At 72.8% G+C, this 15640-nt stretch carries 12 protein-coding genes; 7 read left to right on the top strand and 5 right to left on the bottom strand.

The features are described from left to right. Positions 1-8: 8 nt before the first annotated feature. Genes ACVGV0_RS13580 through ACVGV0_RS13595 form a run of 4 tightly spaced genes read right to left on the bottom strand, consistent with a single transcriptional unit; the run spans position 9 to position 5258 of the window. Positions 9-1607 (bottom strand): acyl-CoA carboxylase subunit beta, encoded by a 1599-nt coding sequence (locus ACVGV0_RS13580; RefSeq protein WP_459156037.1) that lies wholly within the window; start codon positions 1605-1607, stop codon positions 9-11. Beyond that, positions 1604-2752: an acyl-CoA dehydrogenase family protein gene (locus tag ACVGV0_RS13585; protein ID WP_459156038.1), complete on the bottom strand. Its 1149-nt coding sequence runs from the start codon at positions 2750-2752 to the stop codon at positions 1604-1606. The genes ACVGV0_RS13580 and ACVGV0_RS13585 overlap by 4 nt, the downstream gene beginning before the upstream one ends. Continuing rightward, positions 2749-4470 carry an acyclic terpene utilization AtuA family protein gene (locus tag ACVGV0_RS13590; RefSeq protein WP_459156039.1) on the bottom strand — a complete coding sequence of 574 codons (1722 nt, stop codon included), beginning with the start codon at positions 4468-4470 and terminating at the stop codon, positions 2749-2751. The genes ACVGV0_RS13585 and ACVGV0_RS13590 overlap by 4 nt, the downstream gene beginning before the upstream one ends. Further along, the gene (locus tag ACVGV0_RS13595; protein ID WP_459156040.1) at positions 4467-5258 is read right to left on the bottom strand and encodes a TIGR03084 family metal-binding protein; all 792 of its coding nucleotides are present in this window, start codon (positions 5256-5258) and stop codon (positions 4467-4469) included. The genes ACVGV0_RS13590 and ACVGV0_RS13595 overlap by 4 nt, the downstream gene beginning before the upstream one ends. 298 nt (positions 5259-5556) lie before the next feature. Between ACVGV0_RS13595 and ACVGV0_RS13600 the strand changes: the two genes are divergently transcribed. Further along, positions 5557-7092 (top strand): acyl-CoA synthetase, encoded by a 1536-nt coding sequence (locus ACVGV0_RS13600; protein ID WP_459156041.1) that lies wholly within the window; start codon positions 5557-5559, stop codon positions 7090-7092. Positions 7093-7288: 196 nt separating this feature from the next. Continuing rightward, positions 7289-7948, top strand: coding sequence for a DedA family protein (locus ACVGV0_RS13605; protein ID WP_459156042.1), 660 nt, complete (start codon positions 7289-7291; stop codon positions 7946-7948). A 181-nt stretch (positions 7949-8129) separates the two neighbouring features. On the opposite strand, the gene ACVGV0_RS13610 is transcribed toward ACVGV0_RS13605, so the two are convergent. Continuing rightward, positions 8130-9230 carry a pyridoxal-phosphate-dependent aminotransferase family protein gene (locus tag ACVGV0_RS13610; protein ID WP_459156043.1) on the bottom strand — a complete coding sequence of 367 codons (1101 nt, stop codon included), beginning with the start codon at positions 9228-9230 and terminating at the stop codon, positions 8130-8132. Between the two features lie 184 nt (positions 9231-9414). On the opposite strand from ACVGV0_RS13610, the gene ACVGV0_RS13615 reads away from it, so the two are divergent. Genes ACVGV0_RS13615 through ACVGV0_RS13635 form a run of 5 tightly spaced genes read left to right on the top strand, consistent with a single transcriptional unit; the run spans position 9415 to position 15633 of the window. Next, a complete protein-coding gene (locus ACVGV0_RS13615) occupies positions 9415-10272 on the top strand; it encodes an ABC transporter ATP-binding protein (protein ID WP_459156044.1) in 858 nt (285 codons plus the stop codon). A 20-nt stretch (positions 10273-10292) separates the two neighbouring features. Continuing rightward, on the top strand, positions 10293-11054 hold the full coding sequence (locus ACVGV0_RS13620) for an ABC transporter ATP-binding protein (protein ID WP_459160012.1): 762 nt from the start codon (positions 10293-10295) through the stop codon (positions 11052-11054). Positions 11055-11084: 30 nt separating this feature from the next. After that, a complete protein-coding gene (locus ACVGV0_RS13625; RefSeq protein WP_459156045.1) occupies positions 11085-12350 on the top strand; it encodes an MDR family MFS transporter in 1266 nt (421 codons plus the stop codon). Positions 12351-12406: 56 nt separating this feature from the next. Then, positions 12407-13900, top strand: a complete 1494-nt coding sequence (locus tag ACVGV0_RS13630; RefSeq protein WP_459156046.1) for an ABC transporter substrate-binding protein — start codon at positions 12407-12409, stop codon at positions 13898-13900. Next, the gene (locus tag ACVGV0_RS13635) at positions 13897-15633 is read left to right on the top strand and encodes an ABC transporter permease subunit (RefSeq protein WP_459156047.1); all 1737 of its coding nucleotides are present in this window, start codon (positions 13897-13899) and stop codon (positions 15631-15633) included. Before ACVGV0_RS13630 ends, ACVGV0_RS13635 begins: the two co-directional genes overlap by 4 nt. The last annotated feature ends 7 nt before the right edge of the window (positions 15634-15640 follow it).

The following is a 15640-nucleotide window of genomic DNA, read 5'->3' on the forward strand; positions in this document are numbered from 1 at the left end:
GAAGCTCCTCACATCCGGAAGACGCCGAAGCCCTCGGCGCCTGCGATCGGGGCGTTGTGGATGGCCGACAGGCACATCCCGAGCACCGTGCGGGTGTCCCGCGGGTCGATGACGCCGTCGTCGTGGAGCCGACCGGACAGGAACAGCGGCAGCGACTCGGCTTCGATCTGGTTCTCCACGGCCTCCCGCGTGGCTGCGTCGGCTTCCTCGTCGAACGGCTGGCCCTTCGCTTCGGCGGCCGCGCGGCTGACGATCGAGATGACGCCGGCCAGCTGCGCGGGCCCCATGACGGCGGACTTGGCGCTGGGCCAGGAGAACAGGAAGCGGGGGTCGTAGGCGCGGCCGCACATGCCGTAGTGGCCCGCGCCGTAGGAAGCGCCCATGAGCACCGAGAGGTGCGGCACGGTCGAGTTGGACACGGCGTTGATCATCATCGCGCCGTGCTTGATGATGCCGCCCTGCTCGTACTCCTGGCCGACCATGTAGCCGGTGGTGTTGTGCAGGAACAGCAGCGGCGTGTCGGTCTGGTTGGCCAGCTGGATGAACTGGGCGGCCTTCTGCGCCTCCGCGGAGAACAGGACGCCGTGGTGGTTGGCGAGGACGCCGATCGGGTAGCCGTGCAGTTCGGCCCAACCGGTGACGAGGCTGGACCCGTAGCGGGCCTTGAACTCGTCGAAGTCGGACCCGTCGACGATGCGGGCGATGACCTCGCGCGGGTCGAACGGCACCTTCAGGTCCGCCGGCACCACGCCCAGCAGGTCCTCGCTGCTGTAGCGGGGTTCCGCCACCTCCGCGCGCGGCGCCGGTCCCTTCTTCCGCCAGTTGAGGCGCTTGACGATGGAACGTCCGATGCGGACGGCGTCGGGCTCGTCGACGGCGTAGTAGTCGGCCAGCCCCGAGCTCCGCGCGTGCACGTCGGCACCGCCGAGGGCCTCGTCGTCGGAGTCCTCGCCGGTGGCCATCCGCACCAGCGGCGGCCCGCCGAGGAACACCTTGGACTGCTCCTTGACCATGACCACGTGGTCGGACATGCCGGGGATGTAGGCGCCGCCCGCGGTGGAGCTGCCGAACACGAGCGCGATGGTGGGGATGCCGGCGGCCGAGGCCTGGGTGATGTCGCGGAACATGCGCCCGCCGGGGACGAACACCTCCTTCTGCGTCGGCAGGTCCGCTCCGCCGGACTCGACCAGGGCGATCACGGGCAGCCGGTTGCGCATGACGACCTCGTGGGCGCGGAAGGACTTGCGCATCGTCCACGGGTTGCTGCTGCCGCCCCGCACGGTCGGGTCGTTGGCGACGAGCATGCACTCCACGCCCTCGACCACGCCGATGCCGGTCACGATCGAGCCGCCCACCTGGAAGTCGCTGCCCCAGGCCGCGAGCGGGCACAGTTCCAGGAACGGCGAGTCCTCGTCGAGCAGCATCTCGATGCGCTCGCGCGCGGTGAGCTTGCCGCGCCGGCGGTGGCGCCGCACCTTGTCCTCTCCCCCGCCGGCGAGCGCCTTGGCGTGCTCGGCCTCGACCTCGTCGAGCTTGGTGCGCATCGCCTCCTCCGCGGTGGTGAAGTCGGCGGAGGAGGTGTCCAGTGCGGACTGCAGAACGGTCATGCCCGGTACCCCAATCGGTTCGCTGCGAGGCCGGTGAGGATTTCGCTGGTGCCGCCGCCGATGCCGAGGATGCGCATGTCGCGGTACTGGCGCTCGATCTCGCACTCGCGCATGTAGCCGAGCCCGCCGAACAGCTGCACGGCCTGGTCGACGACCCACTCCCCGGCCTGCACGGCCGTGTTCTTGGCGAAGCAGGTCTCCACCGTGAGGTCCTCCTCGCCGCCAGCGGCGCGTTCGGCGAGCTGACGGGTGTAGACCCGGGCCACGTCGATCGCGCGCGCCATCTCGGTGAGCGTGTTCTGCACGGACTGGCGGCTGATCAGCGGGCGCCCGAAGGTCTCCCGGTCGCGGCACCACTGCTCGGCCAGGTCCAGGCACCGCTGCGCGCTGGAGTAGGCCTGCACGGCGAGGCTGAGCCGCTCGGTCACGAAGGCGCGGGCGATCTGCAGGAATCCGGAGTTCTCCGCGCCCACGAGGTTCGCCGCGGGCACGCGCGCGTCGGCGAAGGACAGCTCGGCCGTGTCGGAGCAGTTCCAGCCCATCTTCTCCAGCTTGCGGGTGACGGTGAAGCCGGGGGTGTCCGTGTCGACCACGAGCAGCGAAATGCCCTCGGCGCCCGGCCCTCCCGTGCGCACCGCGGTGACCACGAAGTCCGCGCGGCAGCCGGAGGTGATGAACGTCTTGGCGCCGTTGACGACGTAGTCGTCCCCGTCGCGTTCGGCCCGGGTGGTCAGGTGCCCGACGTCGGATCCGCCGCCGGGTTCGGTGATCGCCAGCGAACCGATCTTGGAACCGTCCAACGTGGGCCGCACCCAGCGTTCGACGTGCTCCTCGTCGCCGGCCCGGACCATGTGCGGCAGCGCGATGCCGGAGGTGAACAGCGAGGCGAACAGGCCGCCGGCGGCTCCCGCGCGGTGCAGTTCCTCGGCGATGACGGCGGCGTCGACGAGGTCCCCGCCGCCTCCGCCGACCTCGATCGGGAAGCTCGCCCCGAGCAGGCCGAGCTCGCCGGCCCTCCGGTGCAGGCTGCGCGGCAGCTCGCCGGCGCGCTCCCACTCGTCCTGGTGCGGCAGCACGTCGCCGTCGACGAACCGCCGGACGGTGGCGCGCAGCTCCCGCCGCTGGTCGGTGTCCCACGTGCTCACAGCAGCTCCTCGGGAACGTCGATGTACCGGGACCGCAGCCACTCGCCCAGTCCCTTGGCCTGCGGGTCGAACCGGGCCTGCTCGGCGGCGCCGCGCCCGAGGATCCCGGTGATGACGAAGTTGACCGCGCGCAGGTTCGGCAGCGCGGTCCGGTCGATGTCCAGCTCGGCGGTTTCCGGCAGCAGCGCGCGCAGCCGCTCGACGGTGAGGGTGTGCACCAGCCAGCGCCACCGCTCGTCGGTGCGCACCCAGACGCCGATGTTCGCGTCGCCGCCCTTGTCGCCGCTGCGGGCAGCGGCGAGCGCGCCCAGCGGCACGCGGCGGGACGGCCCCGCGGGAGGTGCCGGCGGCAGTTCGGGTTCGGGCGGCGGTGCGAGCGCGCGCGTCACCGCCGCGGGCGGGACGTCCACGCGGCTGCCGTCGGGCAGCACCGCGGTGTGCGCGACCTCGGCCGGGTCCACGTGTCCGGGGGTGAACACCCCGTACGGCGAGGCTTCGCCCGGGGCGCCGGTGAGGCTGAAACCCGGGTAGCTGGCCAGGGCGAGCTCCACGGCGGCGCTGGAGAACGCGCGGCCGACGACGTCCGCGTCCGGATCGCGGGCCGTGCAGCGCAGGATGGCGCTGGCCTGCTCCTCGGTCTCCGCGTCGGCGCGGTCGAGCCGCGCGAGCGTCCAGGTCAGCTCGACGGGTTGCTGCTGCAGCCCGCTGGTGAGCTGCTCCTGCACGAGTTCGGCCTTGGCGTCGATGTCGAGTCCGGTGAGGACGAAGTCCACCTCGTTGCGGAAGCCGCCGAGCGCGTTCAGCGAGACCTTCAGCTCGGGCGGTGGTGCTTCGCCGCGAACGCCGGAGAGGCGCACGCGGTCGGTTCCGGCCGGTGCGAGCTCGAGGGTGTCGAGGCGGGTGGTCACGTCCGGTCCGGCGTAGTTCGCGTGCTGGATCTCGTACACCAGCTGCGCCGTGACCGTGTCGGTGGTGACCGCACCGCCGGTACCCGCGTGCTTGGTGATGACGCTGGAGCCGTCCCGGCGGATCTCCGCCAGCGGGAAGCCGGGGCGGGTCATGTCCGGGACCTCGGTGAAGAAGGCGTAGTTGCCGCCGGTGGCCTGCGCACCGCACTCGATGACGTGCCCGGCGGCGACCGCGCCGGCGAGCGCGTCGTGGTCGGTGCGCTGCCAGCCGAAGTGCGCCGCGGCGGGTGCGACGGCGAGCGAGGCGTCGGTGACGCGTCCGGTGACGACGACGTCGGCCCCGGCCTGGAGGCACTCGACGATGCCCCAGGCCCCGAGGTAGGCGTTGGCGGTGAGCGGTTCGCCCAGTCCGAGCTCGGTGGCCCGCTCGGTGAGGTCGTCGCCCTCGACGTGCGCGATCCGCGCCGCGACGCCGAGCCGTTCGGCGAGTTCGCGCAGCTGCCGGGCGAGTCCCGCGGGGTTGAGCCCGCCCGCGTTGGCGACGATGCGCACACCGCGCTCGACGGCGCGGCCGAGGCACTCCTCCAGCTGCCGGAGGAATGTCCTGGCGTAGCCGAGGTCCGGGTCCTTCATCCGGTGGCGGCCGAGGATGAGCATCGTGAGCTCGGCGAGGTAGTCGCCGGTGAGCACGTCGAGCTCGCCTCCGTCGAGCATCTCGCGCATGGCGGCGAACCGGTCCCCGTAGAAGCCGGAGCAGTTGCCGATGCGGATGAGCTCGGGGTCGGCGGCCAGCGGCCGGGGCTGCGTCATGCGAACTGCCCTGCCTTCCTGCCCCTCCCGGGAGCGCCGGCGAACGCCTGGGCGATGGTGAGCCAGTGGGCCGCGTCGGGGCCGGTGGCGGTCACCGCGAGGTCGTCGCGGTGGCGGCGCTGGGTGACCAGCAGGCAGAAGTCCAGCGCCGGGCCGGTCACGCGCTGGGCGGCGTCGGCCGGGCCCCAGGTCCACTGCTCGCCTGCCGGACCGGTGAGTTCGACGCGGAACGGCTCCGCGGGCGGGGACTGCCGGTGCAGCGCGTAGGCGAAGTCGCGGGTGCGCACGCCGATGTGGGCGACGTGCTCGAGCCGGGCCGTCGGCGTGCGCGGCTCGCCGAGCGCGTCGGCGACGTCCTGGCCGTGCGCCCAGGTCTCCATGAGCCGCGCGGTGGCCATCGACGCCGCGCCCATCGACGGGCCGAACCAGTCGAGCTTGCGGCCGGCGGGCAGGGAGCCCAGCGCCGCGATCAGCCGTTCGCGGCCCGCGCGCCACTCGGCCAGCAGCGCGTCCGGCCTGCTGCGCGCACGCTCGGCGGCGGCCTCGTCGACGAACCCGGTGGGGTCCTGCCGCGCCCGCTCAACGGTCGCGGCGAACGCGACCGGGTCGGTGGCCGACTCCAGCGCGACCACATCGGTCCAGGTCAGGTGGGCGATCTGGTGCGCGATGGTCCAGCCGGGGGCCGGGGTCGGCAGTGCCCACCGGTCGTGCGCCAGCCCGGCGACCAGGGCGTCGAGGTCCTCGCCCTCGGCGCGCAGGTCGTCGAGCAGCGCTGCGGTGTCCGTCACGCATCGGAGCGTGGCACCGCTCAGCGAGAAAAATCAAGCGTGCTTGATTGTTTCTTCCGAGGAACTGCGATACCTTCATTGTGATATAACGCACAGCACTCCCGAGGGGAGTCGCCGGAGGGAGCGCACGAGGGTCGGCGCGCCCGCCGCGGGATCACCGGCCCCAGCTCCCCGAGCAGTGCACCTCCGCCGGTGCCCCGCCGAAGACGGCCCCCGGAAAGATCCAGCAGCACCGCGTCCGCGACGAGCACCGACCGCACCGCTGATCCCCGCCGCCCGCCCAGCGAGGAGCTCATCGATGACCACCGCGCAGCCCCCGATGGACCTCGGCTCGTGGATCCCCCGCCGAGCCGCCGCGAATCCGCACCTGCCCGCGATCACCTTCACCGGCACCACCCTGACCTACCGCGAGTTCGCCGACCGCATCGACCGGCTCGCCGCCGAGCTCTCCGACGGCGGGGTGCGGCACGGCGACCGGGTCGGCTACGTCGGCCTGAACGATCCGGCGTTCCTCGTCTCCCTGTTCGCCGCCGCGCGGATCGGCGCCGTGTTCGTCCCGATGAACTTCCGGCTGGCCGCTCCCGAGCTCGCGCACATCCTCACCGACGCCGAGGTGCACACCGTGCTCACCGACGCCGACCGCACCGCCGTGGTCGACGCGGCGGCCAGCGGGGAGGTCCCCCGGCGCCGGATCGCGCTGACCCCGGTGCCCGGGTGGGAGACGTTCGAGGAGCTGCTGGCCGCGCGGGAACCGCTGAGCGACCCGGTGCACCCGGGACCGGACGAGGTCGCCGTGATCATGTACACCTCGGGCACCACCGGCCGCGCCAAGGGCGCGATGCTCACCCACGGCAACCTGTTCTGGAACAACGTCAACGCGCTGCTGACCTTCGACACCAGCCAGCACGACGTGTCGCTGGTGTGCGCGCCGCTGTTCCACATCGGCGGGTTGAACGTCACCACGCTGATCACGCTGCAGAAGGGCGGGCACGTGGTGCTGATGCCGGCGTTCGACCCGTCCGGGGCGCTGGAGCTCATCGCCGAGCACCGGGTGACCACGATGTTCGGCGTGCCCGCGATGTTCCTGTTCATGAGCCAGGTCCCCGAGTTCGCCACGACCGACCTGTCGAGCGTGCGCTACTTCGTCTGCGGCGGGGCACCGGTGCCGGAGGCGCTGATCCACCGCTTCGGCGAGCGCGGGGTCCCGTTCGCGCAGGGCTACGGGTTGACCGAGACGGCCCCGCTGGCGCTGGTGCTGCGCACCGACGAGGTGGACGTGAAGATCGGGGCGGCCGGCCACCAGGTGCTGCCGCTGTCGGAGGTGCGGCTGGTCGACTCGGACAACACGCCCGTGCCCGCCGGCGGGACCGGCGAGGTCTGCGTGCGCGGACCGCAGGTGATGGCCGGCTACTGGCGCAACCGGGAGGCCACCGCGGCGGCCATCGACGCCGCGGGCTGGTTCCACACCGGCGACCTCGGCACCACCGACGACGAGGGCTACGTGTGGATCGTGGACCGCGTCAAGGACATGATCATCTCCGGTGGCGAGAACGTCTACCCCGCCGAGGTCGAGGACGTGCTCTACGGCCACCCCGCCGTCGCCGAGGTCGCCGTGCTCGGCACCCCGCACGGCACGTGGGGCGAGGCGGTCACCGCCGTGGTCGCGACGCGGCCCGGAGCCACGCTCACGCTGGACGAGCTGCGGGAGTTCGCCCGCGACAAGATCGCCGGGTACAAGATCCCGCTGCGGTTGGAGCTCACCGAGTCCCTGCCCCGCAACACCACGGGCAAAGTGCTCAAATACCGCATCCGGGAGCAGCTCGCCGAGACATAGCCCACGACGCGGGGCGGCTCAGGGGGAAATCCGGGTGCGCCCGGATGCGCGCGGCCGGGGGTGGCAGGTGAACTGGTGGCATGGATGCCCGTCCCACCACCGCACGCACCGAGCACTCCCCGCCGCGGCCGCCGGTCGCCGCGGCCGCCCCGCCCCCGCGCCTTCCCGCGGGGGTCCGGGCGCAGGGGGCGGACGCGTGAGCGGTGCCGCACTGGACCTGCTCGAGCAGGTGATCGCCTCGCCCTGGGTGTACCTGGTGCTGCTCGCCCTCGCGGGGCTCGACGGGTTCTTCCCCGTCGTCCCGGGCGAGACGGCCCTCGTCACGGCGGCCGTGCTCGCCGGCTCCCACTCCCCCGACCTGCCGGCGATCATCGCCGCGGGCACGGCGGGCGCGTTCCTCGGCGACCACGTCGCGTACCTGATCGGGCGCAGCCCGTTCGGCCAGTGGCTGGCTGCCCGCCTGCGCTCCCGCCCCCGCGGCCGGGCGGCCTTCGCCTGGGCCGATGCCACCCTCACCGAGCGCGGCGGGCAGGTGCTGCTCGCGTCCCGGTACGTCCCCGGGGTGCGCACCGCGACCACCCTCACCCTCGGCGGGGTGCGCTACCCGTGGCGGAAGTTCGCGCTGTTCGACGTCCTCGCCGCCGGGTTCTGGGCCACCGGGTGGACGCTCGTGGGCTACCTCGGCGGTGCCGCGTTCGGCGGCGACGGGCTCTCCTCCCTCGCGTTCGGCATCGGGTTGGCCTGCGCGCTGATGCTGCTCAGCGAGGTCGCGCGACGCCTGTGGCGGTACTGGCGGGGCCGGCGCGGCCGCACCGCTGCGAGCGAGGCCGCGGAGACGTCCGGCATCGGCCGGTGAGCGGTCGCCTCCCGGCGCGCAGCCGGCGGCGACCGGCGCAGACGTGGGGCGCACCGGTCCCGCGAACGGGTCCGGTCCGCCCCGTGCGACCGCGCTGCCTCCGCGCGGCTGCGGCGGAGGCCGGAGCCCGGCTCGGCGGCAGACCCCGCCGAGCCGGTGGCCCGCCGCGCCCACCGCGAGGTCAGCGTCCGAGAACCCTGCGCAGAGCGCCGAGCAGCAGCTCAACGCGGTTCAGGCACGCGTTCGGCCCCATGAGACCGATGCGCCACACGCTGTTGGCGTACGGACCGGCGCCACCGCCGATCTCGATCCCGTAGTCGGTGAGCAGCTGCTTGCGCACGTCGGCGGAGTCCACGTCCTCCGGCACGACCACGCTGGTGAGCTGGTGCAGCCGGTGCCCTTCCGCGGCGAACAGCTCCAGGCCCATCTCCTGCAGGCCCGCCTGCAGCGCCTCCCCGGCCGAGCGGTGCCGCTCGGCCACGGCGGGCATGCCCTCCTCCAGCACGCGCCCGAGCGCGCCGTGCAGGGACGCGACCATCGCCGTGGGGGCGGTGTGGTGGTACGCGCGGCCTCCGGAGGACCCGCCGGTCACGTAGTCACCGATGAGCCCGAGGTCCAGGTACCAGGTCGTCGGCCGCTCCACCCGGCGGTTCCACGCCCGCTCGGAAACCGTGAACGGCGCGAGCCCCGGCGGCACGCCGAGGCACTTCTGGGTGCCGGCGTAGGCGATGTCCACGTTCCACTCGTCGAGCTGCATCGGCTCGCCACCGATCGAGGTCACGGAGTCGACGAGCAGGAGCGCGCGGTCGTCGCGCCGGCGCAGCTCGGCACCGAGCCGCTTGATGTCGCTGCGCACGCCCGTGGACGTCTCGGCGTGCACGGCGGCGACGAGGGACGGCGACGGGTGCGCCTCGAGGACGCGGTCGACGTCCACGGGCTGGCCCCAGGCGTGGTCCACGCGGACCACCTCGGCGCCGTAGCGGGAAGCGACATCGCACATCCGCTCCCCGAACAGTCCGTTCACCGCCACGACCACGACGTCACCGGGACGCACGAAGTTGACGAAGGCGGCTTCCATTCCGAGTGAACCGGTCCCGGAGAGCGGGAGGGTGCGCAGGTTCTGCGTCCCCCACACCTGCCGCAGACGGTCACCGGTCTCGTCCAGCATCGCGAGGAACTCGGGATCCAGATGCCCGAGCATCGGGCTCGCCAGACCCGCGGTCGCCTCGGGGTAGGCGTTCGACGGCCCCGGGCCCAACAGAGAACGTTCCACAAGTGCCATGGCGGGCATTCTATGTGGCGCAGGTCCCATGCCGACGAAGCGGACGGGTTGACACAACCGAACAGCGGGCGCTAGAAGCCCGGACGCACAGCGCTTCCAACCTGGTCAGCAGGGTGCACGGCCAAGCGAGCGGGAAGCCGGAGGCCGCACTTCCACTGCTCTTGCAAATGATTATCATTGTTCCGTGACAGCTGATCAGCCCCACCCAGCCACGACTCCGACGAACGGGGCGCACGAGCGGCCTCCCGCCCTCGAGGTCGAGGCCCTCTCCGTCGACATCGGCGGCCGGAGGCTCGTCGACGACGCGCACTTCCGCCTGCACCCCGGCCAACGGCTCGGCGTGATCGGCGAGTCGGGCTCCGGCAAGTCCCTGACCGCCCTTTCCCTGCTGGGCATGCTCCCACCCGGCGCGCGGACCACCGGCAGCGTGCGGCTCGGTGGACGCGAGCTGCTGGGCCTGCCCGAAGCGCAGTGGGCACGACTGCGCGGCTCCTCGATCGCCATGGTCTTCCAGGACGCGGTGGCCTCCCTGAACCCGCTGGTGCGGGTGCAGCGTCAGATCGCCGCCCCGCTGCGGACCCACCGCGGCATGCGGTCGTCCGAAGCGCGCGCAGCCGCCCGCGAACTCCTCTCCCGCGTCGGCTTCCCGGAACCGGCACGCGTGGCCCGGTGCGCACCGCCGCAGCTGTCCGGCGGGCAGCGGCAACGCGTCGCGCTGGCGATGGCCTTGGCCTGCCGGCCGACGGTGCTCGTGGCCGATGAGCCGACCACGGCGCTCGACGTGACGGTGCAGGCGGAGATCCTCGACCTGCTCGACGAGGTCACCAGCGGTGACGACGGGCCGGCGCTGCTGTTCATCTCGCACGACCTGCCGGTCGTGGCGCAGCTGTGCTCGCGCGTGGCGGTGATGCACGAGGGCGCCGTCGTCGACGACACCTCCGTGCGCGAACTGGTGCACCGCCCGCAGCACCCCCGCACGGCCGCGCTCGTCGACAGCGCCCTGGCCCTCAACGACGACGCGGATCGCGAGGTCACGACTTGAGCACCCTGCAGGCGACGCGGCTGCTCCGCACGTACCGGGATCCGCACGCGGGACCGCTCCGGCCCGGCCGCCGCGTCCGCGCTGTCGACGGGGTGGAGCTGCAGCTGGCCCCCGGTGAGCGCGTCGGGCTCGTCGGCGAATCGGGCGGCGGCAAGTCGACCTTGCTGCGGTTGTTGCTCGGCCTCGAAACCCCGGACGAGGGCCGCGTCACCTACGGCGGTCGCGCGGTGCGGACCGGACGTGCGCGAGGGCTGCGGTGGTACCGCTCCGAGGTGCAGGCCGTGCCGCAGGACCCCTGGTCCTCGTTGAACCCGCGGATGCGCGTCGGCACCGCCGTCGCAGAACCGCTGCGCGGTCTCGGAGTTCCCGGACCGCACGACCGGCGCGTCGCCGAGGTGCTGCGGACCGTCGGTCTGGCACCGGAGGTGGCCGAGCGGTATCCCGACTCGTTCTCCGGTGGTCAGCGCCAGCGCATCGCGATCGCCCGCGCGTTGGCCCCGGAACCCCGGCTCCTCCTCGCCGACGAACCGGTGAGCGCGCTGGACGCCTCCGTGCGGTTGCACGTGCTGCGCCTGCTGCGCGAACTGTGCGAGCACAACGGTCTCGGCCTGCTGCTGGTGACGCACGACCTCGCGGCGGTGCGCGAAGCCTGCGACCGGGTGGTGGTCATGCGGCGCGGCCGGATCGTCGACGAGGGCCGCACCGAGGACGTGTTCCGCTCGCCCGGGAACGACTACACCCGTGCCCTGATCAGCGCCATCCCGCGCCTGGATTCCGCTTGAAACCCCGCGACTTTCCGAAGGAGCTGCTCCTTGACCACTACCAGCACTCGGCGTGAGGCGCTCGTGCAGCGCTGGTCCCTGCTCGGCCATGTGGCCCGGCTACCCGGGATCGTCCGGTTGCTGCTGGCCACGCAGATGGTGTTCAACATCGGGTTCTACCTCGTGGTCCCGTTCCTGGCCGTGCACCTGTCCGAGGACCTGGCGATGGCCGGTTGGGCGATCGGAATCGTGCTCGGTGTGCGCACGTTCAGCCAGCAGGGAATGTTCGTCGTGGGCGGTGCCCTGGCCGACCGCTACGGCGTGCGCCCCACCGTCCTCGCCGGCTGCGCCCTGCGCGTCCTCGGTTTCGTGGTGCTGGCAACCGCTTCCGCCTTCTCCACGGTGATCATCGGTACCGTCCTCATCGGATTCGCCGCCGCGCTTTTCTCCCCCGCCGTGGAGTCGGCGTTGGCCTCCTACGGTTCCGATCTGGAGCAGCGGGGTGCCATCACCCGCACCGAGTTGTTCGGGCTGTTCGCCATCTTCGGCGAAATCGGATCGGTCACCGGACCACTGCTCGGTTCCGCGCTCCTAACCGTCGACTTCGGACTGACCTGCTGGATCGCGGCGGGCGTGTTCGTGCTCGTCCTCGCAGCGCACGCGCGCTGGTTGCCGCTCAGCAGCGGGAACGGCCGCCGCCCGCTGCTGCAGGGCTGGTCGCGGATCGCGCGCAACCGCACGTTCCTCGTCTTCGCCGCTGCCTACAGCGCCTACCTGCTCAGCTACAATCAGCTCTACCTGGCGCTTCCCGCGGAACTCGGACGCGTCGGCGCGGAGTCGGCGCTGGGCTGGATGTTCGCGCTGGCCTCCCTCATCGTCGTGGTCGGCCAGCTGCCGGTGGCGACCTGGGCGCGCTCGCGGCTGGGCGCGACGCGGGCCCTGCCCCTCGGCTTCGGACTGCTCAGCTCCGCCTTCGCCGCGGTGGCCGCCTGGACGCCGTGGGAGCCGGCTCCGTTCGACGTGCTGCCCGCGGTGATGTTCGTCGTGCTGCTGACGTGCGGTCAGATGCTCGCGGTACCGCTGGCGCAGGACCTGGTGCCGCGGCTGGCGGGTGAGGACAACCTCGGTTCGTACTACGGCTTCTTGGCCTCCGCCGGCGGGCTCGCCGTGCTGATCGGCAGCGGGGTCGCCGGTGGCCTGCTGGACATGGCCGCGCATCCCAATCCCGCCGCCCCGGTGCCGTGGCTCGTGCTGGCCGCACTGCCGGCCGTGGGCGGGATCACTCTGCTGTCGCTCTCCTGCAGGCTTTCAACTTGAAAACCATTTTCGATAGTGTGCGAAAGGTTTCCCCCACCCGAAGGAGGTGTGCGCCCGTGCTCGCGCGCACGAAACGCATCCGCGACGCGGCGGTGTTCTTAGGAACAGCGCTGATGCTCTCCGGCTGCTTCGCCAACACCGGCGGTGACGGCGCGGACGACCGCATCGGCGTCGGGCTGGCCTTCCAACCCGCCGCCGACATGTCGCCCTACAGCGACGACGCCGTGCTGCTGAGCAAGATCGGAGCCACCGAGACCCTCACCGTCATGGACGACAGCGGATCGCCGCAGCCCGGACTCGCGGAAAGCTGGGAGCGCACCGAGCCGGACACGCTGCGGCTGACGCTGCGGCCCGGAGTCACCTTCCACGACGGCACACCGCTCACCGCCGAGAACACCGCGGCCGCGCTCCGGCACGCCGCCGAAGCCCCGACGCCGCCCCGCTCGCTGGACGGCGTGGAGCTGAGCGCGAATCCCACCGGCGAACGCACTCTCGAAGTATCCACCGAGCGGCCCGATCCGATCCTGGCGCACCGGCTCTCGGCGCCGGAACTCGCCATCCTCGCCCCCGCCGCCTACCGCGAGGACCCGGAGGCCCCCGATCCGGTGCGGGCGGGCACCGGACCGTACGTGCTCGACGAGGTGCACGGGAGCACGGGCGCGGCGCTCAGCGCCAACGAGGAGTACTGGGACGGTGCGCCGAAGTCCTCAGGAGTGGACGTGCGGTTCATCGCCGACGGCTCGACCCGGGTGAAGGCCCTGCGCGCCGGCGAAGTCGACGTCGTCGACGCCGTTCCGGCCTCGCAAACGGCCACACTGTCCGACCACAAGGTGCTCGACTTTCCGCTGCCGCGGCTGATCAGCACCCACCTGAACACGCAGCAGGGGCCGTTCACCGATCCCGGCCTGCGAGCCGCCGCGCGCGAGGCCGTGGACGGGCGGGCGATCGCCGAGTCCGTCTACTCCGGACAGGCCGACCCGGCTCGCGGCCTGTTCGGCCCCGCCAGTCCTTGGGCGGAGGACGATCCGCAGCGCGGGGAGACGCCTCCGGACGAGCCGCAGGGGAAACCGATCCGGGTCGCGACCTACGACGAGCGCCCGGAACTGCCCGAGACGGCGAGCGTGGTCGCCGAAAAGCTGCGCTCCGCCGGATTCCGCGTCGAGGACGTCGTGGTCCAGGAGTACTCCACGATGGAGTCGGACCTGCTCAGCGGCGCCTACGACGTCGTGATCGGGACCCGCTCGTACGGCGTGGACACCGGCGATCCGGTGAGCTACCTGAGCACGGACTGGACGTGCGAGGGCAGCTACAACCTCTCGCAGTTGTGCGACCCGGCCATCGACGCCGCCGTGGCCGAGGCGAAGCGGGCCGACCCGCAGCAGCGCAAGAAGGACGCGACGCGGATCGCCGAACGCGTGCTCGGCACCGACGCGGTCCTCCCGCTGGCGCACGAGCGCACCCGCATCGGACTGCAGCAGCATGTGCGCGGCGTCGCCGAGGACAGCTTCGACCGCCGTCTGATCACCGAGGAAACGGAGGTCGGTGCGTGAGTTCCGCGCTCCGCCTTGCCGCAGCGGCCCCCGCACTGCGGGGGCCGCTGGTCGTTCTCGCTTCGCTGACCGGCCTGGCGTTCCTCGTCGGCGCGCTGCCGTGGCTCAGCGGCGACGACCCCGCGCAGACGATCCTGCGCGCCCGATCGGCCGAGCGGGAGCTCAATCCCGCCGTACTGGAACGCATCCGGCAGCAGGCCGGCATCCCGGACGACCCGTTCACCGGTACGGTTAACTGGTTGGCGGGCGCGTTGCAGGGCGATTTCGGCCGGTCCTGGATCACCGGCGCCCCCGTCGCACCGGGGGTGGTGCAGGCGCTGGGCATCTCGGCGACCTTGGCGGCGGCGGCCAGTGCCGTCTGCCTCGTCGGCGCGCTGCTGGTGCTCGCCCCGAGCCTGTGGCGCGCCGCCCGCACCGGAGAGCCGACCGGCACCGGCGCGGCGACTGCTGGCGCAGTGCTCGCGGCGCTGCCGGAGTTCCTCGTGGCGGCGGTGCTGCTCACGGTCGTGTCCGTCCACTGGGGACTCGCACCGACGTCCGGGTGGTCGGGTCCGGGCAACATCCCGCTACCGGCCCTGGCGCTCGGCCTGCCCGCGGCCGGCGTGCTCAGCCGCGTGCTGTCCTCCGCCGTGGACAGCACGCTGGCCGAACCGTGGGTGCGCACGTGGCGCGCCGCCGGTTTCCGCCGCACGGCCCTGGCCGGCGCGCTGGCGCACCGCGCCGTCGCGATCGCGCTGCCGCAGGTGGTGCTGCTGTTCGTCGGACTGCTCGGCTCCGGGATCCTCATCGAGACGATCTTCACCATCCCCGGGCTGGGCGCGACCGCGCTGGAGGGAGTGCTCGCGCAGGACCTGCCGCTGGTGCAGGCGTGCGTGGCGGTTCTCGTCCTCCTCGGACTCGGGCTGGGAGCGCTGGGCATCCTGGCGCACCGGGCGCTGCTGGGGCCGGCGCTGCGCACCGCGGGCATGTCCCCGAGCGCTCGGGGTGCGCGGGGTGCTCCGCGGTGGGCGCTGGCCGTGGCCACCGTGCTGTGCGCGGCCGTCGCGGTCGGGTTGCCGCGCGACCCCTACGCCGTCGTGCTGCAACAGCGGTTGAGCGCGCCGACGGGGGCGCACCCCTTCGGCACCGACGAGCTGGGCCGCGACATGCTCGCCCGATTCGCCCACGGGGCGCTGGTGAGCATCGGCGTGGCGCTCGCGGTGAGCCTCGTCGCGCTGGTCGTCGGCGTGCTCGCCGGCACGCTCGGCACCCGCTCGCGCGCGGGGGTGGCCGACGTGCTCAACGCGATGCCCCCGGTACTCGTGGGCATCATCCTCGTTGCGGTGACCGGCCCGGGTCTGCTCAGCTCAGCCGTGGCCGTGGGGCTCGTGGCGTGGATCCCGCTGGCGGTGCACAGCCGCACCCTGGCCGCCGAGGTCCGCGCCTCCGGGTTCGTGCAGGCGGCGGTGACCAGCGGGTCGGGAACCGCGACGATCCTGGTGCGGCACCTGATCCCGTCCGTGCTCCCGGCCGTGTCCCGGCACGCGTTGATCAGGATCCCGCACAACGCGCTCGCCCTGGCCAGCCTCGGCTTCCTCGGCCTGGCCGGTTCGCACGACTCGCCCGAGTGGGGCGCGATGCTCTCGGAATCGCTCGACTACGCCGAAATCGCCCCGTGGACGGTGGCCGTGCCCGTGGTGGGACTGCTCCTGCTCGGCGTCGTCGCCGGCCTGACGCGCGCGGGCCGTGGCTGAGCACGTC

The sequence above is a fragment of the Salinifilum ghardaiensis genome, from assembly GCF_054491345.1.

Excerpts from the sequence above, each read along its gene's own strand:
- ACVGV0_RS13590 (WP_459156039.1), bottom strand. The coding sequence starts at position 4,470 with ATGACGCAGCCCCGGCCGCTGGCCGCCGACCCCGAGCTCATCCGCATC.
- ACVGV0_RS13600 (WP_459156041.1), top strand. The coding sequence starts at position 5,557 with ATGACCACCGCGCAGCCCCCGATGGACCTCGGCTCGTGGATCCCCCGC.
- ACVGV0_RS13580 (WP_459156037.1), bottom strand. The coding sequence starts at position 1,607 with ATGACCGTTCTGCAGTCCGCACTGGACACCTCCTCCGCCGACTTCACC.
- ACVGV0_RS13610 (WP_459156043.1), bottom strand. The coding sequence starts at position 9,230 with ATGGCACTTGTGGAACGTTCTCTGTTGGGCCCGGGGCCGTCGAACGCC.